Source organism: Paraburkholderia bryophila (assembly GCF_013409255.1).
In the GTDB taxonomy this organism is placed as follows: domain Bacteria; phylum Pseudomonadota; class Gammaproteobacteria; order Burkholderiales; family Burkholderiaceae; genus Paraburkholderia.
The window spans coordinates 1,827,824-1,849,275 of the sequence record NZ_JACCAS010000001.1 but is presented as its reverse complement, the minus strand read 5'-3'; the positions used below and the strand labels follow the sequence as shown (position 1 = coordinate 1,849,275).

Annotated in this window: 17 protein-coding genes and 1 tRNA gene; 10 read left to right on the top strand and 8 right to left on the bottom strand. The window is 62.1% G+C overall.

Annotated elements, in window-relative coordinates:
• Positions 1–4 precede the first annotated feature (4 nt).
• Both GGD40_RS08275 and trxB read right to left on the bottom strand, forming a co-directional pair.
• Complete coding sequence (locus GGD40_RS08275; RefSeq protein WP_179706389.1) at positions 5–763, bottom strand: Smr/MutS family protein; 759 nt, start codon at positions 761–763, stop codon at positions 5–7.
• Between the two features lie 208 nt (positions 764–971).
• Complete coding sequence (trxB, locus tag GGD40_RS08270) at positions 972–1,973, bottom strand: thioredoxin-disulfide reductase (protein WP_179706387.1); 1,002 nt, start codon at positions 1,971–1,973, stop codon at positions 972–974.
• A gap of 344 nt (positions 1,974–2,317) precedes the next feature.
• Here trxB and GGD40_RS08265 point away from each other — a divergent pair, with 344 nt between their 5' ends.
• From GGD40_RS08265 to GGD40_RS08255, 3 genes are all read left to right on the top strand, one after another.
• Entirely contained in the window at positions 2,318–4,633 is a 2,316-nt protein-coding gene (locus GGD40_RS08265) for a DNA translocase FtsK (RefSeq protein ID WP_179706385.1), read from the top strand.
• A gap of 239 nt (positions 4,634–4,872) precedes the next feature.
• A complete protein-coding gene (gene lolA, locus GGD40_RS08260) occupies positions 4,873–5,607 on the top strand; it encodes an outer membrane lipoprotein chaperone LolA (protein WP_179706383.1) in 735 nt (244 codons plus the stop codon).
• Between the two features lie 263 nt (positions 5,608–5,870).
• Positions 5,871–7,076 (top strand): Fic family protein, encoded by a 1,206-nt coding sequence (locus GGD40_RS08255; RefSeq protein WP_257030376.1) that lies wholly within the window; start codon positions 5,871–5,873, stop codon positions 7,074–7,076.
• Here GGD40_RS08255 and GGD40_RS08250 read toward each other — a convergent pair.
• On the bottom strand, positions 7,021–7,941 hold the full coding sequence (locus GGD40_RS08250; RefSeq protein ID WP_179706379.1) for a LysR family transcriptional regulator: 921 nt from the start codon (positions 7,939–7,941) through the stop codon (positions 7,021–7,023). The two genes, GGD40_RS08255 and GGD40_RS08250, sit on opposite strands and share 56 nt — an antisense overlap.
• Before the next feature lie 182 nt (positions 7,942–8,123).
• On the opposite strand from GGD40_RS08250, the gene speB reads away from it, so the two are divergent.
• Positions 8,124–9,113 carry an agmatinase gene (speB, locus tag GGD40_RS08245; protein WP_035552395.1) on the top strand — a complete coding sequence of 330 codons (990 nt, stop codon included), beginning with the start codon at positions 8,124–8,126 and terminating at the stop codon, positions 9,111–9,113.
• 105 nt (positions 9,114–9,218) lie between these two features.
• Here the strand turns inward: speB and cytX are convergent, their stop codons facing one another.
• Positions 9,219–10,535 (bottom strand): putative hydroxymethylpyrimidine transporter CytX, encoded by a 1,317-nt coding sequence (gene cytX, locus GGD40_RS08240; RefSeq protein ID WP_179743329.1) that lies wholly within the window; start codon positions 10,533–10,535, stop codon positions 9,219–9,221.
• 188 nt (positions 10,536–10,723) lie between these two features.
• Between cytX and GGD40_RS08235 the strand changes: the two genes are divergently transcribed.
• The 3 genes from GGD40_RS08235 (at position 10,724) to GGD40_RS08225 (ending at position 13,730) form a co-directional block, all read left to right on the top strand.
• Positions 10,724–12,037, top strand: coding sequence for a replication-associated recombination protein A (locus GGD40_RS08235; protein ID WP_179743328.1), 1,314 nt, complete (start codon positions 10,724–10,726; stop codon positions 12,035–12,037).
• A 111-nt stretch (positions 12,038–12,148) separates the two neighbouring features.
• A complete protein-coding gene (serS, locus tag GGD40_RS08230; protein WP_179743327.1) occupies positions 12,149–13,444 on the top strand; it encodes a serine--tRNA ligase in 1,296 nt (431 codons plus the stop codon).
• Positions 13,445–13,640: 196 nt separating this feature from the next.
• Positions 13,641–13,730, top strand: a tRNA-Ser gene (locus GGD40_RS08225).
• 99 nt (positions 13,731–13,829) lie between these two features.
• On the opposite strand, the gene GGD40_RS08220 is transcribed toward GGD40_RS08225, so the two are convergent.
• From GGD40_RS08220 to GGD40_RS08205, 4 genes are all read right to left on the bottom strand, one after another.
• Positions 13,830–14,411: a thiamine phosphate synthase gene (locus GGD40_RS08220; RefSeq protein ID WP_373565264.1), complete on the bottom strand. Its 582-nt coding sequence runs from the start codon at positions 14,409–14,411 to the stop codon at positions 13,830–13,832.
• A gap of 61 nt (positions 14,412–14,472) precedes the next feature.
• Positions 14,473–15,768 carry an MFS transporter gene (locus GGD40_RS08215; protein ID WP_179743325.1) on the bottom strand — a complete coding sequence of 432 codons (1,296 nt, stop codon included), beginning with the start codon at positions 15,766–15,768 and terminating at the stop codon, positions 14,473–14,475.
• Positions 15,729–16,424: a LuxR family transcriptional regulator gene (locus GGD40_RS08210; RefSeq protein WP_179743324.1), complete on the bottom strand. Its 696-nt coding sequence runs from the start codon at positions 16,422–16,424 to the stop codon at positions 15,729–15,731. The genes GGD40_RS08215 and GGD40_RS08210 overlap by 40 nt, the downstream gene beginning before the upstream one ends.
• Before the next feature lie 147 nt (positions 16,425–16,571).
• Complete coding sequence (locus tag GGD40_RS08205; RefSeq protein WP_179743323.1) at positions 16,572–17,156, bottom strand: hypothetical protein; 585 nt, start codon at positions 17,154–17,156, stop codon at positions 16,572–16,574.
• A gap of 550 nt (positions 17,157–17,706) precedes the next feature.
• Between GGD40_RS08205 and GGD40_RS08200 the strand changes: the two genes are divergently transcribed.
• From GGD40_RS08200 to GGD40_RS08190, 3 genes are all read left to right on the top strand, one after another.
• The gene (locus GGD40_RS08200) at positions 17,707–18,960 is read left to right on the top strand and encodes an NAD(P)/FAD-dependent oxidoreductase (RefSeq protein ID WP_179706364.1); all 1,254 of its coding nucleotides are present in this window, start codon (positions 17,707–17,709) and stop codon (positions 18,958–18,960) included.
• Positions 18,961–19,314: 354 nt separating this feature from the next.
• Positions 19,315–20,073 (top strand): hypothetical protein, encoded by a 759-nt coding sequence (locus tag GGD40_RS08195; protein ID WP_179706362.1) that lies wholly within the window; start codon positions 19,315–19,317, stop codon positions 20,071–20,073.
• Positions 20,074–20,121: 48 nt separating this feature from the next.
• The gene (locus GGD40_RS08190; protein ID WP_179743322.1) at positions 20,122–21,336 is read left to right on the top strand and encodes a transporter substrate-binding and LysM peptidoglycan-binding domain-containing protein; all 1,215 of its coding nucleotides are present in this window, start codon (positions 20,122–20,124) and stop codon (positions 21,334–21,336) included.
• Positions 21,337–21,452 lie beyond the last annotated feature (116 nt).

Below are 21,452 nucleotides of genomic sequence, written 5' to 3'. Positions count from 1 at the left end.
GGCCTCAGGATTTGGCGTGCGCCGGTAAAGCGCCCGGCTGCAGCAGCACGACCACCGCGCCGGCGCCGCCGTCGTGCGGACGCGCCTGGCAGAACGCGATGACCTCGGACTTCTGCACGAGCCACGCACGCACTTTGCCCTTCAGCACCGGCTCCTTGCCGATCGACCCCAAACCCTTGCCGTGAATCACGCGCAAACAGCGCAACCCGCGCTTCACCGACTCGCGGATGAACTCGGCCAGCGCCTCGCGCGCTTCTTCACGCCGCATACCGTGCAGGTCGATTTGCGCCTGCACGATCCAGTCGCCGCGCCGCAGTTTGCGCACGACTTCCTGACTGACGCCGGGACGGCAATACGACAGCGTTTCATCGGTTTCGAGCAGCACCTCGGGATCGAACTCGTCGGAGATCGCTTCGTGCAGGACGGCTTCTTCGTCGAGCCTGGTTTGCACCGGCAGCGGCGGCGGGGGATTACGCGGCAGCGTGGCGCGTGGCGGTACTGCTAACGGCGCCACCGCGCCGATCTCGCGGCGGAACAGATCCGCGTCGGCCGTTACTTCGCGTTGTGCGACCGCGGCGGCGGCACGCTCGCGGTCGCGCCGTTGCGTTTCGCCCTTCAACGCGTCGCGCAGCGCGCCGAGGCCGGCAAGACCGGCCGCCGGTTCGAGCTTCGCCTGGGCGACGGGGACGGCGGGTTCCGGTGCCGGCCTGGCGGCGGTGCGGGCGCGCTTCGGTTCGTTGGGGTGAGGCTGGTTTTTCGGCATATCGGGAAGACAACGCAGACAAGGAGATCGATCGCGCGACGCTGACCACGAGCGGCATGACGCAGACGCAGACGCAGACGCAGACGCAGACGCAGACGCAAAAAAGGCCGCAGGCTTGTCAGCCGCGGCCTTTTATCAGGCAGGCGGCCGGGCCACGCCCAGTCGCCATTTTACCGTTGCGCCGTGCGTTGCCGCCCGGCGCCGTGCATCAACGTCCGGCTTCCTGGCTCATGGCATGCTCGCCGACCATCTCGTCGATGGTTTCCAGGTAGCGTTGCGCGTCGAGTGCGGCCATACAGCCGGTGCCCGCGCTGGTGATCGCCTGACGATAGACGTGGTCTTGCACGTCGCCGGCAGCGAACACGCCCGGGACGCTGGTGGCGGTCGCGAAACCGTTCAGGCCACCCTTGGTGATGATGTAGCCGTTCTTCATCTCCAGCTGGCCGGCGAAAATGTCCGTGTTCGGCTTGTGGCCGATCGCGACGAACAGCCCTTGCAGCGCGATGTCTTCCGTTGCGCCGGTTTGCGCGTGCTTGATGCGCAGGCCGGTGACGCCAGTCTGGTCGCCGGTCACTTCGTCGAGCGTGTGGTTCCACTTGATCTCGACCAGGCCTTCCTTTTCTTTCGCCAGCAGACGGTCGATCAGGATCGGCTCGGCGCGGAACTTGTCGCGGCGATGGATCACGGTCACCTTCTTCGCGATACCGGACAGGTAGAGCGCTTCTTCGACCGCGGTATTGCCGCCGCCGATCACGGCCACGTGCTGCTGCTTGTAGAAGAAGCCGTCGCAGGTGGCGCAAGCCGACACGCCCTTGCCCATGAACGCTTCTTCCGACGCCAGGCCGAGGTACTGCGCCGACGCGCCCGTCGCGATGATCAGCGAGTCGCAGGTGTATTCGCCCGAGTCGCCGATCAGGCGGATCGGCTTTTCGTCCAGCTTGGCCGTGTGGATGTGGTCGAACAGGATCTCGGTGTTGAAGCGCTCCGCGTGCTCCAGGAAGCGCGTCATCAGTTCCGGACCTTGCACGCCGTGCGCATCTGCGGGCCAGTTTTCGACGTCGGTCGTGGTCATCAACTGACCGCCCTGGGCGAGACCCGTGACCAGCACCGGCGCCAGGTTGGCGCGCGCCGCGTAGACCGCAGCCGTGTAGCCGGCAGGGCCGGAACCGAGAATCAGAACCTTGGCGTGTTTCGTGGAAGTAGCGGGCATGATCGAATCCTTTTACGGCGCCCGGCTCGCCCATGCGAGGCCGTGCGACTTGAGCTGAAACTACAGATGGGGTGTTAGTGCGGCATTATAAAGGGCGGGGCGCGAGGCTGCTCCATGAAGCTTTCCGATCGCGCCGATAGGGTTGTCGCGGGGTTGCCGCGCGGGCCGCGGCGCGTTGGTGTAGCCAATCGGCCAAGTTACCGTCATTTACAGCCTTGCGCGGGACACTGCGTTTACAATAGGCCGGATCGAAGTTTCCGGTCGCCGCGAGCGGGCCCGAAACCGCGCTGGGCGAGGCGCCAGCCGGGAATCGGCCGTACGTGGCCCCACACGCAACAGGATCAATGGCAAAAGCTCCCTATTCCGCGAGCGCGCAGGCATTGCCGCACCGCATGTCGCGCCTTTTCACCGAAATCCGCTGGATCCTGCAGGTGGCGCTCGGCGTGTTCCTGCTCATGGCGCTCGTCAGCTACAGCCGGCGCGATCCGAGCTGGACCCACGCTGCTCAGGTCGACCATATCGGCAACTGGGCGGGCCGTGTCGGCGCCTGGACGTCGGACATCCTGCTGCTGCTGTTCGGCCTGTCCGCCTACTGGTGGATCGTGCTGCTCGGCCGCCATATCTCCGCCAACTACAAGCGCATCACCCGCAACGAAGACGAGCAGGAAGACAAGCCGCGCGACGTCAGTTGGCTCGCCGATGCGTTCGCGTTCATGCTCGTGCTGCTCGCCTGCGACGGTATCGAGGCGCTGCGCATGTGGTCGCTGAAAGTGCAGTTGCCGCGTGCGCCCGGCGGCGTGATCGGCGAGGCGGTGGCGCGCGGAGTTTCGCATGCGCTCGGTTTCACCGGCGGCACGCTGGCCTTGCTGATCGCGCTCGCGATCGGCTTGTCGCTGTATTTCCGTTTCTCGTGGCTGTCGGTGTCGGAAAAGGTCGGCGAGTCGATCATTTCCGCCGTCACGTTCGCGAAGCTGCGCCGCGAGGCTGGCCGCGATCGCAAGCTGGGCGAAGCGGCGGCCGTGAAGCGCGAAGGCAAGGTCGAAAAAGGCCGTGTGCGGATCGAGGAACACGAGCCGGTCGTGATCGTGCCGCCGGTCGTCACGCCGGCCAAATCGGAGCGCGTCGAGAAAGAACGGCAAGTGCCGTTGTTCACCGATCTGCCGGGCGACTCCACCTTGCCGCCCATCTCGCTGCTCGACGCCGCGCCGGTCGCGCAGGAAACCATTTCCGCCGACACGCTCGAATTCACCTCGCGTCTGATCGAGAAGAAGCTCAAGGACTTCGGCGTCGAAGTGAGCGTGGTCGCTGCGTATCCCGGGCCGGTCGTCACGCGTTATGAAATCGAACCGGCCACGGGCGTGAAGGGCAGCCAGATCGTCGGTCTCGCGAAAGACCTGGCGCGCTCGCTGTCGCTGGTGTCGATCCGCGTGGTCGAAACCATTCCGGGCAAGAATTTCATGGCGCTGGAGTTGCCGAACCTGCGTCGCCAGACCGTGAGCCTGTCGGAGATTCTCGGCTCGGCGGTTTATGCGGACGCCGCGTCGCCGCTCACCATGGGGCTCGGCAAGGACATCGGCGGCAAGCCGGTGTGCGCCGATCTCGCGAAGATGCCGCACTTGCTGGTGGCGGGCACGACCGGGTCGGGCAAATCGGTGGGGATCAACGCGATGATCCTGTCGCTGCTCTACAAGGCGAGCGCCGACCAGGTCCGCATGATCCTGATCGATCCGAAGATGCTCGAAATGAGCGTCTACGAAGGCATTCCGCATCTGCTGTGTCCGGTCGTCACGGACATGCGCCAGGCGGGTCACGCGCTCAACTGGGCGGTCGCCGAAATGGAGCGCCGCTACAAGCTGATGAGCAAGCTGGGCGTGCGTAACCTCGCCGGCTACAACAACAAGATCGACGAAGCCGCCAAGCGCGAAGAAAAGCTGCCGAATCCGTTCAGCCTCACGCCGGACGATCCGGAACCGCTCTCGCGCCTGCCGAATATCGTGGTCGTGATCGACGAACTGGCTGACTTGATGATGGTGGTCGGCAAGAAAGTCGAAGAGCTGATCGCGCGGATCGCGCAGAAGGCGCGCGCGGCCGGCATCCATTTGATTCTTGCTACGCAACGGCCGTCGGTCGACGTGATCACCGGCCTGATCAAAGCCAACGTGCCGACGCGCATGGCCTTCCAGGTGTCGTCGAAGATCGACTCGCGCACCATTCTCGACCAGCAGGGCGCGGAATCGCTGCTCGGCATGGGCGACATGCTGTATCTGCCGCCGGGCAGCGGTATGCCGGTGCGGGTGCACGGCGCGTTCGTCTCGGACGAGGAAGTGCACCGCGTGGTCGACAAGCTCAAGGAGCAGGGCGAGCCGAACTATATCGAGGGCATTCTCGAAGGCGGCGTAACGGGCGAGGGCGACGAAGGCTCGGCGGGCGCCGGCGGAACCGGAGCGGGCGACGGCGAGTCGGACCCGTTGTACGACCAGGCGGTCGACGTCGTGCTGAAAAACCGCCGCGCGTCGATCTCGCTGGTGCAGCGGCATTTGCGCATCGGCTATAACCGCGCGGCGCGCCTGCTCGAGCAGATGGAAAACTCGGGCGTGGTGTCGTCCATGTCATCGAACGGCAATCGCGAGATTCTCGCGCCGGCGCGGGAAGCGGAATAAGCGTCGCGGCGCTGGTGGTGCGGCGCGCACTTCGCGCCGCACTAAGGCCCGTTTAAGGCTCGCCACCTAAGCTATGTCGCATAAGGCTGACGGCAAACCGCTCGGGCTTGAGCCAGGAGTGAGCCACGAGCCTCGAAGCTACGAGCTACGGTTACGAGCCACGAAAGGCGGCGCGCCGCACCCGGTGCAGACCCACCGCCGCGACCGCTCAACGAACTCAATCAAGGGAGAAAAACACTATGCAGCTATTCGCGCAGCAGCACGCTCGACAGAGTGCTCAATCCAGCCGCTTCGGCCAATTCGCGCGCACGTTGGTGCGTGGTGTCGGCAGCGTGGCGATCGGCGCGTCGATGCTGGTGGCGTCGCAGGCATTCGCGAGCGGCACCGAGCAACTGAAGGCGTTCGTCGCGCAAGTGCATTCGGCACGCGGCACCTTCGTGCAGCAGGAAGTGCGTGCGCCGAGCAAGGCGCAGGGCGCGAGCGGCGTGCTGTCTACCAGCGGCGCCGGCAAGACCGGTACGTCGAGCGGCACGTTCACGTTTGCGCGTCCCGGCAAGTTCATCTGGCAATACGAGAAGCCCTATGCGCAACTGCTGCAGGCGGACGGCGACAAGCTCTACGTGTACGACAAGGATCTGAATCAGGTGACGGTGCGCAGCCTCGGCGGCGCGCTGGGCGCGAGCCCGGCGGCGATCCTGTTCGGCAGCAACGATCTGGATAAGAACTTCACGCTGCGCGACGCGGGCGTGAAGGCCGGCATCGACTGGCTCGAACTGACGCCGAAAGCGAAAGACACGCAGTTTCAACGCGTGGGCATCGGCTTCAAGGACGGCAATCTCGAAGCGATGGAGTTGCACGACGTGTTCGGCAACGTGACGTTGCTGACGTTCTCGAACATTCAGAAGAACCCGCCGTTGCCGGCGGATGCGTTCAAGTTTACGGTGCCGAAGGGTGCGGATGTGATCAACGGGTAAGCGTTCGCGCCAGGCGTCAGGCCTGGCGCCTCGCCCGTTGTAGTGGGTTTCGATTTTGCCAAAAGCCTCTGTAAGTCATCGACTTACCGAGGCTTTTTTATGCCGGGTCTTGCCGGGCCCGGGAGCTGTTCATCGTTGATCGTTTAATCGACTCACAATTTGAGTCGATTAAACGATCAATCGCCTCAGAGTCGACTATACTCAGAATCGACTCACGTTGTGAGTCGATTAAAGCCCGCAATCGACTCAAGGCTCATCCCGCCATGTCACCGACACAGTTCCTTATCTGGCAAGCCCCCACGTGGCCCGGCATGCACTATGACGTCATTCAGGTCGGTGCCGAACTGGCGCGCGCGCACCGGGCGCAAGGCGTGGTCGAAGGCAAGCTGGCCGGTCTGGGCTTCGAACAGCGCCTCGAGCTCGCCGCCGAAGCCTGGAGTCAGGATGCCGTCGCAACAGCCGCTATCGAAGGTGAACGCATCAACCTTACCGCGGTGCGTTCGTCCGTGGCACGGCGGCTCGGTGTCGGGAATCAGGACGGCGCCAACGCGCCTCGAAACGTCGAAGGCCTGCTCGACATCATGGACGACGCGGTGCTGCAAAGGGCGGCGCCACTCTCGCATGAGCGTCTGTGCGCCTGGCAGGCGGCGCTTTTCCCGACCGGCTACTCGGGCATGACGAAAATTCTTGTCGGGGCCTACCGCGAGCATGCCGAGCCGATGCAAGTGGTCAGTGGGGGCTTCGGACGCGAAAGGGTCCACTACGAGGCGCCGTCGTCGGCCCACGTCCCGGCCGAAATGCAGCAATTCCTGGACTGGTTCAACGCCACGACGGAGCACGACAGTCTGGTCAAAGCGGCACTCGCTCACCTGTGGTTCGAGACGATTCATCCCTTCGAGGACGGGAACGGTCGCGTCGGTCGAGTTCTCATCGATCTCGTGCTGGCGCGCGAAAACGGTGAGATCAGCCGGTTGATCCGTACCTCGCAGCGCCTGCTCGACAAGCGGCGCGACTACTACGAGCAGCTCGAACGCGCCCAGCATGGCGATCTGGACGTGACCGCATGGGTTCTATGGTTCGTGGAGCAGGTGCGGGTGTCTTGCGAAGAAGCGTCCGGCGTCATGGACGCCGCGCTCGCAACAGCCCTTTTCTGGATGAACCATCAGGACAAGGTACTGACCACTCGGCAGCGCAAAGTCGTCAAGCTGCTGCTCGATGCCGGTCCCCATGGTTTCGAAGGCGGCATGAACACGAGGAAATACGAGAGCGTCGGCGGCACGTCGCGGGCCACGGCGTCGCGCGAACTCATCGAGCTCGAGGACATGGGCATACTGGGCAGGGTCGGTGCGGGGCGCTCGACCCGCTATTACCTGACTATCCCGGGGTGGGGGCCGGCGGGCACGGTCAGCTCGACTACGCCTCCACCTCCAGAACCTGCGCCGGATGCGCGGCCTTCATATCGTCGATAAACGCCTCGACGATATCTGTGCGATGCTGCCGCCCCCGCGTCACCATATGAAACGCGACGCGGTAGCGCATCAGCTCCGGATTCAACGCCGCGAGCAGCCCCTGCTTGACGAACGGCGCCGCGAAATGCCCCGGCAAATAGCCGAGGTGATGCCCGGACAACACCAGCATCGCGACCGCTTCCATATTGTCCGCAACGGCGGTCACGTTCTGCGGCGTGGTCGAACTCTCGGCCTCGGGCAGCGGATAACTCCGCCACGCCCATTCATGCTGTGCGGCCTCGGCGGGCGGCACCGCGCCCGCCAGCGTGAACAGCGGATGCCCCTTCGCGCAATACGCGAGCTGGTCTTCGGCGAACACCTCGGTGTATTCGAGCGACGGCACGCGATGCCAGAAATAGCCGATGCCAACCTGAATCCGCCCATTGAGCAGCAACTCTTCCAGCTCGCCCGGCGAGCGCACCAGAATCGAAAACCGCACCGACTGATCGCGCGCCCGGAAGCGGCCGATCGCGTCGCTGATACGGGCGCTGGCCGACACTGGCGTGTGGCCGATCATGCCGATATCCAGCGTGCCGACCAGCTTGCGGCCAACGTTGCGCGCCTGCATGCCGAAGGTATCGACCGCGGATAACAGCGCGCGTGCCGCGTCGATGAACTGCTCGCCGCGCGCGGTCAGGCTGAAGCCGCCGCGGCCGCGTTCGCACAGCCGGTAGCCGAGACGCGTTTCCAGCGTGGCGAGCTGTGTGCTGATGGTCGACTGGCCGACGTTGAGGGTCGCCTGGGCGGGCGACACGCCGCCCGCGTCGACGATGGCGAGGAACACGCGGATCAGCCGCAGGTCGAGATCGGTGAGTTGAGAGAACATGCGTCAGGATACATCGCTGAAAATCGATGTGAAGTTTATTCTGTTCGTATTTTAACTTCAGGGAAACTGCTTAAGAATCCAGATTCGCCCGGCAAGGTGCGCTTCTTATGCTTTCTCCTCGGCCGGTTCGCACGTTTTTCGCTTGCAGTCCGTTTGCAGCGCCTTTTCATTGCCGAGCCACGATGAAACCTTCTTCCTTCATTTCTCCCGACGCCGGCGAACGGCCGCAGCCGCTCTCCGGTAACGCCATGCCCCGCTGCGGCGGCATCGCGACGATGATGCGCCTGCCGAACGTCGGCTCGGCCGAAGGGTTCGACGCCTGCTTCGTCGGCGTGCCGTTCGATCTCGGCACTTCGAACCGTACCGGCGCGCGTTTCGGGCCGCGCCAGATCCGCAGCGAGTCGGTGCTGCTGCGCCCGTACAACATGGCGACGCGCGCCGCGCCGTTCGATTCGCTGCGGGTGGCCGATCTCGGCGACGTCGCGATCAATCCGTACAACCTGCACGACTCGATCGCACGGATTGAAGCCGCGTACGACGAAATTCTCCAGCACGATTGCAAGCCGATCACGCTGGGCGGCGACCACACCATCGCGCTGCCGATCCTGCGCGCGATTCATCGCAAGCACGGCAAGGTCGGTTTGATTCACGTCGACGCGCACGCCGACGTCAACGATACGATGATGGGCGAGAAGATCGCGCACGGCACGCCGTTCCGCCGCGCGGTCGAAGAAGGCCTGCTGGATTGCGAACGGGTCGTGCAGATCGGTTTGCGCGGCACGGGTTACGCGGCGGAAGACTTCGACTGGTGCCGCGATCAGGGCTTCGAAGTCGTGCAGGCCGAGGCGTGCTGGAACCAGTCGCTGGCGCCGCTGATGGCGCGTGTGCGCGAACGCATGGGCGACGGCCCGGTGTACATCACGTTCGACATCGACGGGATCGATCCGGCTTTCGCGCCGGGTACGGGCACGCCGGAAATCGCTGGGCTGACCGTGCCGCAGGCGCTCGAAATCATTCGCGGCTCGCATGGGCTGAATATCGTCGGCTGCGATCTGGTGGAAGTCGCGCCGCCGTACGATCCGTTCGGCACCACCGCGCTGCTGGGCGCGAATCTGGCGTTCGAATTGCTGTGTGTGCTGCCGGGCGTCGAGTATCGGGCTTCCACGCGATAAGACGCGATAAGCCGCGCGTCGTACCGCGCACCGCGAAAGTAGAAAAGGCCTGCATTTGCAGGCCTTTTCGCATATTCAGACGACGCTACCGCGTGACATCAACCCTCACGCATACGCGGTCTTGCGCGCCGACACCAGCACGAAGTAACACACCGCGCCGATCGCCAGCGCGGGCAATGTTGCGCCGAGATTCGGCAGCCATTGATTAATCACCTGATACGACACGATACCGATCGCCCACGCGGCAAACGCGCTCAGATGCCAGCCGCCGGAGAAGCCGTAACGGCCTTGCAGATCGGCGAGCACCGCGGCTTCGATCCGGCGTTTGCGGACGATGAAGTGATCTACCAGCACCACGCCGAACAGCGGCGCGAACACCGAGCCGATCAGCAGCAGGAAGTTCTGATACTTTGCCATCGGCACCAGCAGCGCGACCAGCGTGCAGAGTGCGCCGAACGCGGCCGACAGCATCGGCACACTGCCGCGCGTCCAGAAGGTGCCGGTCGAGACCGCGGCGGAGTGAATGTCGGCGAACGCGTTGTCGACTTCGTCGATCAGGATCAGCAGCAGCGCGAGGCCGCCACCGGCCTGGGCCAGCGCGCCGGTCAGCAAGGCATCGCCGCCGCCGGCCGCGAGGCCGTAAATCGCGCCGAGCGCGTAGAACCACAGGTTCGCAATGCCGTAGCCGAGCAGCGTGCCGCGGAATGTCTCGCTGGGTTTGCGGCCGAAGCGCGTGTAATCGGCGATCAGCGGCAGCCACGACAGCGGCATCGCCACCACCAGATCGATTGCGCCGCCGAACGACATTTCGCCCGTGCCCGGACGACGCATCAGCGCGGCCAGATCGTGTTTGGCCAGCAGGTTATACGTGAGCCACGCCGCGCCCGCGAGCAGCAGCCAGATGCCCCACGTGCGCAGGAATTTACGCACGAACGAGAGCGGGCCGCTGATCGCCAGCAGCGTCGCCAGCAAGCCGAAGACCACGGTCCAGATCAGCGGCATCGAGAAGCCGAACGACTGTTTGGCGAGCGCGTCGGCGGAATCGCGCATTACGATCACTTCGAACGAGCCCCAGCCGACCAGTTGCACCGCGTTCAACACGGCCGGCACCGATGCGCCGCGCACGCCGAGCGTCGGCCGCAATGACGACATCGCCGCGAGGCCGGTGTCGGTGCCGATCACGCCGGCGAGCGCCAGCAGCACCACGCCGATCACGCTGCCGATCACGATGGCCAGCAACGCATGCGGCAGCGATAAGCCGGGCACCAGCAGCGCGCCTGCTTGCGCGACCAGCAGGCCGATGCCGAGCGAGAACCAGAGCGCGAATGCGTCGCCGGTGCGGAATGCGCGACGCGCGTCGGGCACCGGCAGGAGCGGTGCGTAGGTGGAACCGGCGTCGCCGGCGAGTGGATCTTGTGCCATCTGGTCTTGTCCCTGTTGGTGATGCTGATTCTGGTGTTGCCGATTCTGATGTTGCGGCTGTCGTCACTGTCATAATGCAGGACCTTGCCCGCACTTTCGCACGCTGAAGTGCCGGCCTGACTCATCCGGCCACCCGCCGCCTTCATACGGACCGCGTCCGGAAAAGCCGAGATTATCCCCAAAACGTCATGTTTGAAGAACCCCGCGCCAATGTTCCGCTCGCCGAACGCCTGCGGCCCCGCAATATCGACGAAGTGATCGGCCAGAAGCATCTGCTCGGCCCGAACAAGCCGCTGCGGGTCGCGTTCGAATCCGGCGAAGCCCATTCGATGATCCTCTGGGGCCCGCCCGGCGTCGGTAAAACTACGCTCGCGCGGCTCATGGCCGACGCATTTCATGCCGAGTTCATCGCGTTGTCGGCGGTGCTGTCGGGCGTGAAGGATATCCGCGAGGCCGTCGAGACCGCGCAGATTCATCGCGCGAACGGGCACCAGACGCTGGTGTTCGTCGACGAAGTGCATCGCTTCAACAAGAGCCAGCAGGACGCGTTTTTACCGCACGTCGAGTCGGGGCTGTTCGTGTTCGTCGGTGCGACGACGGAGAATCCGTCGTTCGAAGTGAACAGCGCATTGCTCTCGCGAGCCGCCGTCTACGTGCTGAAGAGTCTCACCGACGACGAGCAGCGCGAGTTGCTCGACCGTGCACAGCAGGAACTCGGCGGCCTCACGTTCACCGACGAAGCGCGCGACGCGTTGATCGGTTCCGCCGACGGCGACGGCCGCAAGCTGCTGAACAACCTCGAAATCGTCGCCCGCGCGGCCGCGCAGCAGAAAACCACCGAGATCGATGGCGCGTTGCTGGGCAGCGCGCTCGCCGAGAATCTGCGCCGCTTCGACAAGGGCGGCGACGCGTTCTACGACCAGATCAGCGCGCTGCATAAATCGGTGCGCGGCAGCAGCCCGGACGGCGCGCTGTACTGGTTCTGCCGCATGCTCGACGGCGGCGCGGACCCGCGTTACCTCGCACGCCGCATCGTGCGGATGGCGTGGGAGGACATCGGTCTCGCCGACCCGCGCGCGGCCCGCATCGCGCTCGACGCCGCCGAAACCTACGAGCGCCTCGGCACGCCCGAAGGCGAACTGGCGCTGGCTCAGGCGATCATTTATCTGGCGGTCGCGCCGAAGTCGAACGCCGGGTACAACGCGTACAACGAAGCGCGGCGGATCGTCGGCAAGGATCAGTCGCGCGGCGTGCCGGTGCATCTGCGCAATGCGCCGACCAAGCTGATGAAGGAGCTCGGTTACGGTCACGAATACCGCTACGCGCACGACGAGCCCGATGCGTATGCGGCCGGCGAGACCTATCTGCCGGACAATATGCGCGATCCGCATTGGTACGAGCCGACGCCGCGCGGTCTGGAAGGCAAGATCGGCGACAAGATGGCGCGTCTGGCCGAACTGGATGCGCAGTGGCGCAGCGAGAACAAGCCGAAGAAGGACTGAGCGGATTCGCCCGGTGCCGGCATTCCGCACGCGCGCATCATCTAACGCACCGGCCGCCCGCGCCGGTGCGTTAAAATCCCAGCTTCATATAACGAACACCCGCCCCATCCCATGCTCGACATTCAGCTGCTGCGCAAAGACCTCGACGGCGTCGCCAAGCGCCTCGCCGACCGCGGCTATACCCTCGACGCGGCGGCTTTCACCGCGCTCGAAGCGGAACGCCGCGATACCCAGACCCGTACCGAAGAGATGCAGGCGCGCCGTAACAGCCTGTCGAAGCAGATCGGCGCGATGAAAGGCAAGGGCGAAGACACCTCGGCGCTGATGGCCGACGTGGGCGGTATCGGCGACGAGATGAAGGCGTCGGCGGCCCGCCTCGAAGAGATTCAGAAGGGCCTGTCGGACCTGCTGCTCGGCGTGCCGAACCTCGCGCACGAAAGCGTGCCGCACGGCGCCGACGAAGCCGGCAATGTGGAAGTGCGCCGCTGGGGCACGCCGCGCCAGTTCGATTTCGAGGTGAAGGATCACGTCGACGTCGGCACGCCGCTCGGCCTCGACTTCGAGACCGGCGCGAAGCTGTCGGGCGCGCGTTTCACGATGCTACGCGGCCAGATTGCGCGGCTGCATCGCGCGCTGGCGCAGTTTATGATCGACACGCATACGGAGCAGCACGGTTATACGGAGGTTTACACGCCGTACATCGTGAATCCGGAAATTCTGTACGGCACCGGCCAGTTGCCGAAATTCGCCGACGACATGTTCCGTGTCGAGAAGGGCGGTGAAGAGAATACCGTCACGCAGTATCTGATTTCCACGTCGGAGATTTCGCTGACCAACACGGTGCGCGATAGCATCCTCGAAGCCGACGCGCTGCCGATCAAGCTGACCGCGCATTCGCCGTGCTTCCGCTCGGAAGCGGGCTCGTACGGCCGCGACACGCGTGGCCTGATCCGCCAGCATCAGTTCGACAAGGTCGAGATGGTGCAGATCGTCGCGCCGGATGCGTCGTATGAGGCGCTGGAACAGATGGTCGGTCATGCGGAAGCGATTCTGCAGAAGCTGGAGTTGCCGTATCGCGTGATCACGCTGTGTACGGGCGACATGGGCTTCTCGGCCGCGAAGACTTACGACCTCGAAGTGTGGGTGCCGGCGCAGAACACGTATCGCGAGATTTCGAGCTGCTCGAATACCGAGTCGTTCCAGGCTCGCCGGATGCAGGCGCGTTTCCGCAATGCGCAAGGCAAGCCGGAGCTGGTGCATACGCTGAACGGTTCGGGGCTGGCGGTGGGGCGTACGCTCGTCGCCGTGCTGGAGAACTTCCAGAATGCCGATGGCTCGGTGACGGTGCCGGCGGCGTTGCGTCCGTACCTCGGTGGAACAGAACGGTTGGAAGTGGCGGCGGCTTGATGGTTGTTGGTAAGGCAGCGGCGGGTTGATGTCGCTAGCCTTGTCGCTGCCGCGGATCGCTTGACCCGGTCTCTTTGAAGTTTTTTTGACGAGGGGCTTGGAAATCGTATTAAGCTGTTCTATAATCTTTCTCTCCCAAGCAACGACCCGCTTGGATCTGACGAACCAGCCTTACCGCTGATGAGTTGGAAGACCCGGAAAGGTGGCAGAGTGGTCGAATGCGCTGGACTCGAAATCCAGTGTACCTTTAGGGGTACCGTGAGTTCGAATCTCACCCTTTCCGCCAAGATTCTTCAGAAAACCCCGTAAAGTCTATGACTTGCGGGGTTTTTTGTTTGGCGGCTCAAAATCTCGCTTCGAGTCGAATTGCCTGAAGACTCTCCCCTTATTCACCAGCGCTAACCCAAAGCGAACGTATCGCCGCAATGCCTTGGGCCCCCGACTTGCGAGCTTCATCCAGGCTATCAACACTCATCCCGCCCAACGCATAAACCGGGACCGTGGTCAGCGCCACAAGCTCACGAAAACGCGGCCAGCCCAACGGTGTGGCGGTGGTATGAGTTGCCGTCGGCATGACGGGCGAGATGGTCAGTAAATCGGCGCCTATCCGGTTCGCATGCAGCACCTGACGCTCGTCGTGGCACGCAGCCGAAACCAGCAGTCCAGAAGGCGGCGGCCTGCTGGTACAGGCCATCAGCCGAGTACTGGTGAGGTGAACACCATCGGCGTGCAAGGCCAGCGCCACATCGGCCGACGCGTTCAACAGCAGGCGCGCATCGTAGCGCCGGCAGCACGCCAATGCCTGTTCGGCCAACTCGGCATACTGCGGCGCAGTCAGTGTCTTGGCGCGCAACTGCACCAGGCGGACGCCCGCATCGAGACTGCGTTCCAGGCACGCGATAAAGTCGCCAAAAGGTCTGCCAGCCAATGGCTCAGGCGTGACCAGAAACGTCTGCGGTAACTGCATTAGATGACTCATTAAAGCTCAGCGAAAAGCGTTAAACAATCGATGACGACGCACGTCGTCGTTAGGCCTCAGCCGGATCAACGGCGGCCTGAATCAAGTTCCGTTGCTTCATGCAAATGCTGTACGCAACCGGCGCGGCCAGCACTCCCATCGCGGTGATATAGAGCGCGGGGGCGGTTAGCAGATGCGTCACCTTGATCAGATAAGCGCCCACAACAGGCGCTGTTCCACCGAACACCGCGGTAGCGAGCGAATAGGTGGTCACCATACCAAAACTGCGCCAGTTGTCTTTGAACAGGTCGGGCAGCACGACAAAAATAACGCCGACCAGACAACCCGCCATGACGGCAAATGCCGCCTGCACCAGCAGCAGCGTCAGGAAATCACCGCGCTGCAGAAACGCAAACAGCGGATAACTGCTGCAGACCAGAGACACGATACCGATGAGGGCGAGCCTCGATGCCTCTATCCAGCGCGTGGCATAACCCGCTGCGACCATCGACAGCGAAAAAATCACCAGCGTAATCACGTTGGTCGAATGAGCGTCGAAGCTCGACACGCCGAGATAGGTGCGCAGATAACCCGGCAGCCAGACAAACGCCGTATAAAGATGCGCCTCCATGAACGCAACCAGAACAATGGCTTGTATCAACGGCAATATGGGCCGCGCATGCCATGCACGATGTTCTTGATTACCCGGCTTCGTCGAAATCGAAGACCTGAGCGAATAAATCCACAGCGAGAGCGGAATGCACAGCAGAAACGGCCAGCGCCATACCTCGGTGAGATACCCGCCGCGAGCCGCCGCCGGTAAGCGTTGCAGCATTGCGCTGCAATAGGGCAGAGCTAGAACGATCCCCGACGCCAGCAACATACCGACGAAGCCGCTCGCCACGACCACGGCGCAGTAGAGCCCGCGATTTTTATCCACCACGTTGAGCGACACAAAATAACCGCTCAACGGCAACTCACCGCCGGCCGCGAAACCTTGCAGTATTTTCAGGGCGATGAGCAGCCCCGTCGCGAGATAGCCCGCCGTCTGATAGGTCGGCAAAAAAGCGATCAGCGACGCCGGAATTGCCATGCCGATCATGCTTAATCTGAGGGCCGTCCCCGTGCCGAACCGATTACCCAGTACGCCGAAAAAGACGCTACCGAAAGGCCGTGCCAGGTAACTGCTCGCGAACACCGAGAAACTCAGCATGAGAGCCGTCTTGTCATTGGCGGCGGGAAAGAAAAGCCGGCCGATTTCAAGCGCCATGAAAGCCGTCAGCGAGAATTCGTACCACTCGAACAGATTGGCGGTGAGCGCAATTCTCAGCAGGGGGTTGAATCGGAAGCGTAGGGGGTATGCCATTTGACGAGGGACAGGACGTGGGGCAGATTGCCGTCGACTACCTTGTTGCGCAGGGCGTCCAGATGGGTTTCCACTGTCCGGTCCGACGTGCCGAGAAACTTGGCGATTTCCTTGTTGGCGAGCCGCTCAGTCTTCAAGAGGAAAACCCGGAACTGGGCATCGGTAGGTAGCGTGACGAAGTATTGAACGATCTCGAGACACGCCAGCACACGCTTGATCGCACTCGTGACGTCGTAGAAATTCAGGTAGAGCTGATAGAGGCTGTTGGGCGGCAGCGTGGGCGTAATGTCATTCCGATAGGTGACGATGCCCAGAATATTCTTTCGGGAACCCAGCACCGGGAATTTGACCATTTCCTCGAGTTGGGCTTCGCCGCTGTCGTCGAGAAATTGATGCCTGCCGAGTACGTGCGTTTTCTTTTCGCGTGCGCGAAAATCAAGCTTCTGAATTGCGGCTGCGTATTGCGCGCCCCATTCCGGTTGACAGAATTTCAGGTCATTGATCGTCAGACCCACAAGCTCCGCCGGATTCTCAACGCCGAATTGCCGGGAATTGTATCTATTATTAATAATGTATTTGCCGGTGTCCGCTTCCTTCAGGCTGGCGGAGACCGGAAAATTCTCTATGAAGCTGATAATTGCGCTATCGGATTTCATGATCGGTCTTACGCAAAAAACCATGGTGAATCATAGGTGCTCCGAATCTTGCTCAATCGGGCGGATGGATTGCAGATTACATGGTCTTGGTATCCGCAATCAACTAAAGATGCCTTATGGATTAAATCCGTATCGCTTTGATGATTTTCAGTGTTCCGTCGTGTCCGGTGTTCTCACACATTGTTCGAAACAGGGCGACCAACTCGACTCGGCAACGATGGGCACACGTACTGACGGCAAGCTGCCGTCCATGTCCGCCGCAACGAGCGTCAGGTAAAGACGGGTGGCAGTCTCATCGTTGCACTGCTCCAGCACGCTTTGTGCGGCGCGCAGGATCGGCATGCGCTTACGCAGGCGCTTCGCGCTCTGCGATACGTCGCGCGCGAACTCGACGGGCTCCTCGTGCGGCAGGCTTTCGACGAGTTCAACCTCCGTCGCATCGAACTCGTCGAGCAAGCTCGGCGATGGTTCGTTGCCGGGCGTCGATTGACTATCCGATGACGTTGTTTCCGGCGTCATGCGACCCGCCAGATCGAGCAGGCGCAGACCCAGTGCGAGGATGGCGTTTCGCTGCACGCGCGGGGTCATCTCGATACGCCGGCCAGGCTGGCCGTTCAATTGACTTTGCCGCAAGACGACCGATACCGAATCCGGATACTCCGGCGCGGATTCATCGCGATTCTCGATACACAGCCAGGTGGCGCCGATGCGGAATTTAAGATTCTTTTTCATGTGTTGCTCGTGTTGCGCAGATGAATGTGTGGGGCATATAAAGTCCGCGCGCGCTCCCTCGTTTGGCTGCAGTTCGTCCGTTTCGTACTGATCCGAAAGCAATGCGAGACGTCTTGATAATTGTCGCGTTAAAAGGACGCCGGCGTATCCGTAGAAACTACGTAACCGGCACGTATATGGCATAAGTTATTGAAAAAATGGCTTATTGTAGTATTTTGAATGTATCTTAATGCGAAATGCATTCTGATAATAAATGGCTCTATTTTTTAATGTGAAAAATAGACGGCGCCTGTGAAGGAGTATCACCTTATATCGGTAAATAAAATAAAAAATGCGCCATGGCTATATCTAAAATCTTGAAGGGCGGACGGAATCGTTATCGCGTGTTCAATGCGCTAGAATGTGAGTCGAGATATAAATTCATTGAATAGCGCTTAACGCTTAACGCATAACGGTTCGAGGCGACCCCTATCTGCCTGACGACGGCACCGACTACCGTTGCAAAGCGTCGACCGGCAAAACCCAACTCTCCGGAAGCAAAGGTATCGCGATGAGTACGACTGCAGCAGCTTCAGACAGCCCGGAAACGTTTGACATCGTTGTGATCGGCGGTGGCGCCGCGGGTATCGGCGTGACGGCGAGCTTGCTGCGCCGCCGTCCCGGATTGCGCATCGCGATCGTCGAGCCGGCGGAACGCCATTTCTATCAGCCGGCGTGGACGCTGGTCGGCGGCGGCGCGTTCAATATCGGCGACACCGTGCGGCCCATGTCGTCCGTCATGCCCGAGCGCGCGCATTGGATACGAGCGAGCGCCAACGCCATCGACCCCGAACAGCATCTCGTTCGGCTCGACAACGGGCGCGCGCTCGCTTACCAGCGGTTGATCGTGTGTCCCGGCTTGCGGCTCGCGTGGGAAAAAATCGAAGGGCTGGAGGAGACGCTGGGCAAAAACGGCGTGACGTCGAACTACCGGTTCGATCTCGCGCCGTACACCTGGCAACTGGTCCGTGAACTGAAGGGCGGCAAGGCGCTGTTCACGCAACCGGGCATGCCGATCAAATGCGCGGGTGCGCCGCAAAAAGCGCTGTATCTGTCGTGCGATTACTGGCGCAAACAGCACGTGCTCGACAAGGTCGAGGTCGAATTCAATCTGGCCGGCGACGTGCTGTTCGGCGTGGCGGCATTCGTGCCGTCGTTGATGAAATACGTGGAGCGCTATCAGGCGTCGCTGGCGTTCGGCTCGAATCTGATCAGCGTCGACGGCGCTCGCAAGATCGCAACGTTCGCCGTGAAGGACGCGGCCGGCGGCGTCGTTCGTGTCGAGAAGCCGTTCGACATGCTTCACGTGGTCCCGCCGCAGCTTCCGCCGCCCGTGGTCAGCAACAGCGTGCTCGCCGACAAAGCCGGCTGGTGCGAAGTCGATCACGCGACGCTGATGCATCCGCGCTATCCGGAGGTGTTCGCCCTCGGCGATGCGTGTTCCGCGCCCAACGCCAAAACGGCCGCGGCGGTTCGCAAACAGATCGTGGTCGTCGCCGAAAATCTGCTGGCGTCGATCGACGCTAAACCATTGCCTGCGCTCTACGACGGATACGGCGCGTGTCCGCTGACGGTCGAGAGAGGCAAGGTCGTGCTGGCGGAATTCGGCTACGGCGGCAAACTGCTGCCCACCTTCCCGCTCGACCCAACGGTGCCGCGCGCGCTCGCCTGGCATCTGAAGTCCGGCTTTCTGCCGTGGTTGTACTGGAACGGCTTGCTGAAGGGCCGCGAATGGCTCGCCGCGCCGGCAAAAGCTCCAGCGTGAGCGAAGCGCCGCGCGGCCGCGCGAACGCAGAAGGGTTTCGGCATGGGCGTGACGTATCAGAAGATGACGTCACGCCCCACAACCTCAATGAAAGCATTGTGAAATATTCGCGACTTGACTTCGTCAGAATCAACGAGCGTTTAATTTCCTGCCAACCCTTTCCAATCGCACGCCAAAACCACCCCCACTTCCCCCGTCGCCTGAGTGGTTGTAAAGTCATACCGCGTTTGCCCGCTGGAGTCCAAAAACCCAGCCCGCAACGGCAAAGTAATAAAGCCGCACAAGCCACAAAGACGTCCCGTAAGTTTTTTTGCAAACGCAGTTTTGTAAAACAGGCTTCAAAAGGGGATTCACATGTCAGTCGGCAATACGGTCGTTGACGCGACCAAAAGCAGCACGAAGTACAAGCTCATCAAGTGGTCGATTATCGGGTTGTGCATCGCCATCGGTGCGCCGCTCGCCATCCTGCTGGTCAAAGGCCTCGTCGGCCTGATTCTCGCCGCGGTCATCGGTCTCGCCGCGATCAACTTCGGTCCCGTGCTCGCCATGAAGTTCGCGAACCAGAAGGTCAAGATGTTCGTGAACGAAGCGAAATCCAATCCGATCGAAACGCTCTACAACGAACTGGCCGAAAAACAGGAAGGCGCCGAGCGCTTCAAGAAAAGCATCACCGATTTCCGCACCGAAGTAAAAAACTTCGAAGACAAAACCGCGCAATTCAAAAAGCAATATCCGGAAGACGCCGCGCGTTTCGAAAACCAGCTGGCGACCATGAAAAAGCTGCTCGCATTTCGCGAGGGCCGCTATAAACAGGTACAGGACGAACTCAAGCGTTTCGCCGACGCGATCGACCGCGCCAAGGCGCTGTGGGATATGTCGCAGTCCGCGCAACGCATGAACAAGATCGCCGGCATGCAGACCAGCGACACCTTCGCGCAAATCAAAACCGACGCCGCGCTCGATTCGGTCATGAACTCGGTCAATAAAGCGTTTTCCGAAATGGAAACGTCGCTGATGGAAAGCGCCGAAGTGCAGCAAGCAAAGGCCGCCACCGAAATGGGCACGCTTACGCCACCCGCCCCGCAAATCGGCTCGCCGACCGCACCGCACTAATCCCGGTGCACCCTCCGCGCACCCTCCGATAACTCGACTCGACCAAAAATGAAGAAAATTCTGGGTTCGGTTCTTTTCCTGATTTTGCTGGCGGCTGGTTGGTACATCCACGAAGGCGGCCTGAAAAACCTCAACTACGGGCAGGGCGGTAACAAAGATGCCGCCACGGTGAACGGCATCGACACCGGCAATAACGGCAACGGCGGCAGCAACGGCAATACCGGCAGCAACGGCAACGGCAACAGCAACAGCGGCACCACCACGGCCGCGACGCCGCCCGTCGCCAACAATCCAGACGGCTTCGTGCCCAACAAGGACACGCTGAAATCGATCCTGAGCAACGGCGTCGTGCGTGTCAGCGTCGAAAATCCGTCGCGGCCGTTCTACTCGGAAGACAACGGCAAGCCGCAAGGCTTCAACGTCGACTTCGCCAAGCTGCTGTTCGCGCAGAAAGAGTTCACCTCGGGCGATCATCCGACCATCACGGTCGACACGCATCACGGCGTGGACACCTACCCGGCAGTCCCCGACCAGCTCACGAAAACCGACCAGCAGGGCAACGCGGTCGTCGATGTCGCGATGGACGGTCTGACCTTCCCCGACAACACGCCGAGCGGCGTCGTGTATTCGATTCCGTACGTCGAGGACTTCGGCTATTCGCTGATCGTCGCGCAGGGTTCGCCGGTGCGCTCCGCGGCGGATCTGGCGGGCAAGACGGTCGGCGTGCTGCAAGGCGACCCCGACGTGAAGGCGTTCGTGCAGAAAGCCTTTCCGGATAGCAAGATCGTCGAGTTGTCGGACGCGAGCATCGAAGGACAGCGCTCGTGGATGGCGCACTTCCTCGACGGCCACCAGGTCGATGCGATCGTGTACGACTATCCGTTCGGCGTCGCGGAGATCAAGGGCACCGACCTGAAGTTCGCGGTCACCAAGCTCGACGGCTCGAACCTCTCGTACAAGGTCGGCGTGCGCAAGGAAGACGGCGCGCTGCTGATCTACCTGAACTCGGCCATCGCCAAGGTCAAGCAGTCGCCGGCGTATCTCGACCTGCTGCGCAAATATTTCATCAGCGACCAGGTGCTGACCACGGCGGCAAGCGGCGGCGAGAAGACCTACGTGGTGCGGTCGGGCGACACGCTGAACGCCATCGCGCTCAGCCAGTTGGGCAGCGGCGCCCGCTATGTGGACGTGCAGAAGCGCAACAACCTGCCGAACCCCAATCTGATCCTGATCGGCCAGCATCTGATCATCCCGCTGCACTAAAACGCATCGGCGGAGCGTCGTCTCGCCACCCGTCTCGCGCCGCCTGGCGCGAGACTAACAAGCCAAGCCATGAAATGGGCGCATGCGGATCATCCCGCTGCGCCCATTTCACATCA

Excerpts from the sequence above, each read along its gene's own strand:
- speB (WP_035552395.1), top strand. The coding sequence starts at position 8,124 with ATGAAACCTTCTTCCTTCATTTCTCCCGACGCCGGCGAACGGCCGCAG.
- GGD40_RS08235 (WP_179743328.1), top strand. The coding sequence starts at position 10,724 with ATGTTTGAAGAACCCCGCGCCAATGTTCCGCTCGCCGAACGCCTGCGG.
- GGD40_RS08220 (WP_373565264.1), bottom strand. The coding sequence starts at position 14,411 with ATGCAGTTACCGCAGACGTTTCTGGTCACGCCTGAGCCATTGGCTGGC.
- GGD40_RS08190 (WP_179743322.1), top strand. The coding sequence starts at position 20,122 with ATGAAGAAAATTCTGGGTTCGGTTCTTTTCCTGATTTTGCTGGCGGCT.
- trxB (WP_179706387.1), bottom strand. The coding sequence starts at position 1,973 with ATGCCCGCTACTTCCACGAAACACGCCAAGGTTCTGATTCTCGGTTCC.
- GGD40_RS08200 (WP_179706364.1), top strand. The coding sequence starts at position 17,707 with ATGAGTACGACTGCAGCAGCTTCAGACAGCCCGGAAACGTTTGACATC.
- lolA (WP_179706383.1), top strand. The coding sequence starts at position 4,873 with ATGCAGCTATTCGCGCAGCAGCACGCTCGACAGAGTGCTCAATCCAGC.
- GGD40_RS08205 (WP_179743323.1), bottom strand. The coding sequence starts at position 17,156 with ATGAAAAAGAATCTTAAATTCCGCATCGGCGCCACCTGGCTGTGTATC.
- GGD40_RS08215 (WP_179743325.1), bottom strand. The coding sequence starts at position 15,768 with ATGGCATACCCCCTACGCTTCCGATTCAACCCCCTGCTGAGAATTGCG.
- cytX (WP_179743329.1), bottom strand. The coding sequence starts at position 10,535 with ATGGCACAAGATCCACTCGCCGGCGACGCCGGTTCCACCTACGCACCG.
- GGD40_RS08210 (WP_179743324.1), bottom strand. The coding sequence starts at position 16,424 with ATGAAATCCGATAGCGCAATTATCAGCTTCATAGAGAATTTTCCGGTC.
- GGD40_RS08250 (WP_179706379.1), bottom strand. The coding sequence starts at position 7,941 with ATGTTCTCTCAACTCACCGATCTCGACCTGCGGCTGATCCGCGTGTTC.
- GGD40_RS08275 (WP_179706389.1), bottom strand. The coding sequence starts at position 763 with ATGCCGAAAAACCAGCCTCACCCCAACGAACCGAAGCGCGCCCGCACC.
- GGD40_RS08195 (WP_179706362.1), top strand. The coding sequence starts at position 19,315 with ATGTCAGTCGGCAATACGGTCGTTGACGCGACCAAAAGCAGCACGAAG.
- serS (WP_179743327.1), top strand. The coding sequence starts at position 12,149 with ATGCTCGACATTCAGCTGCTGCGCAAAGACCTCGACGGCGTCGCCAAG.
- GGD40_RS08255 (WP_257030376.1), top strand. The coding sequence starts at position 5,871 with ATGTCACCGACACAGTTCCTTATCTGGCAAGCCCCCACGTGGCCCGGC.
- GGD40_RS08265 (WP_179706385.1), top strand. The coding sequence starts at position 2,318 with ATGGCAAAAGCTCCCTATTCCGCGAGCGCGCAGGCATTGCCGCACCGC.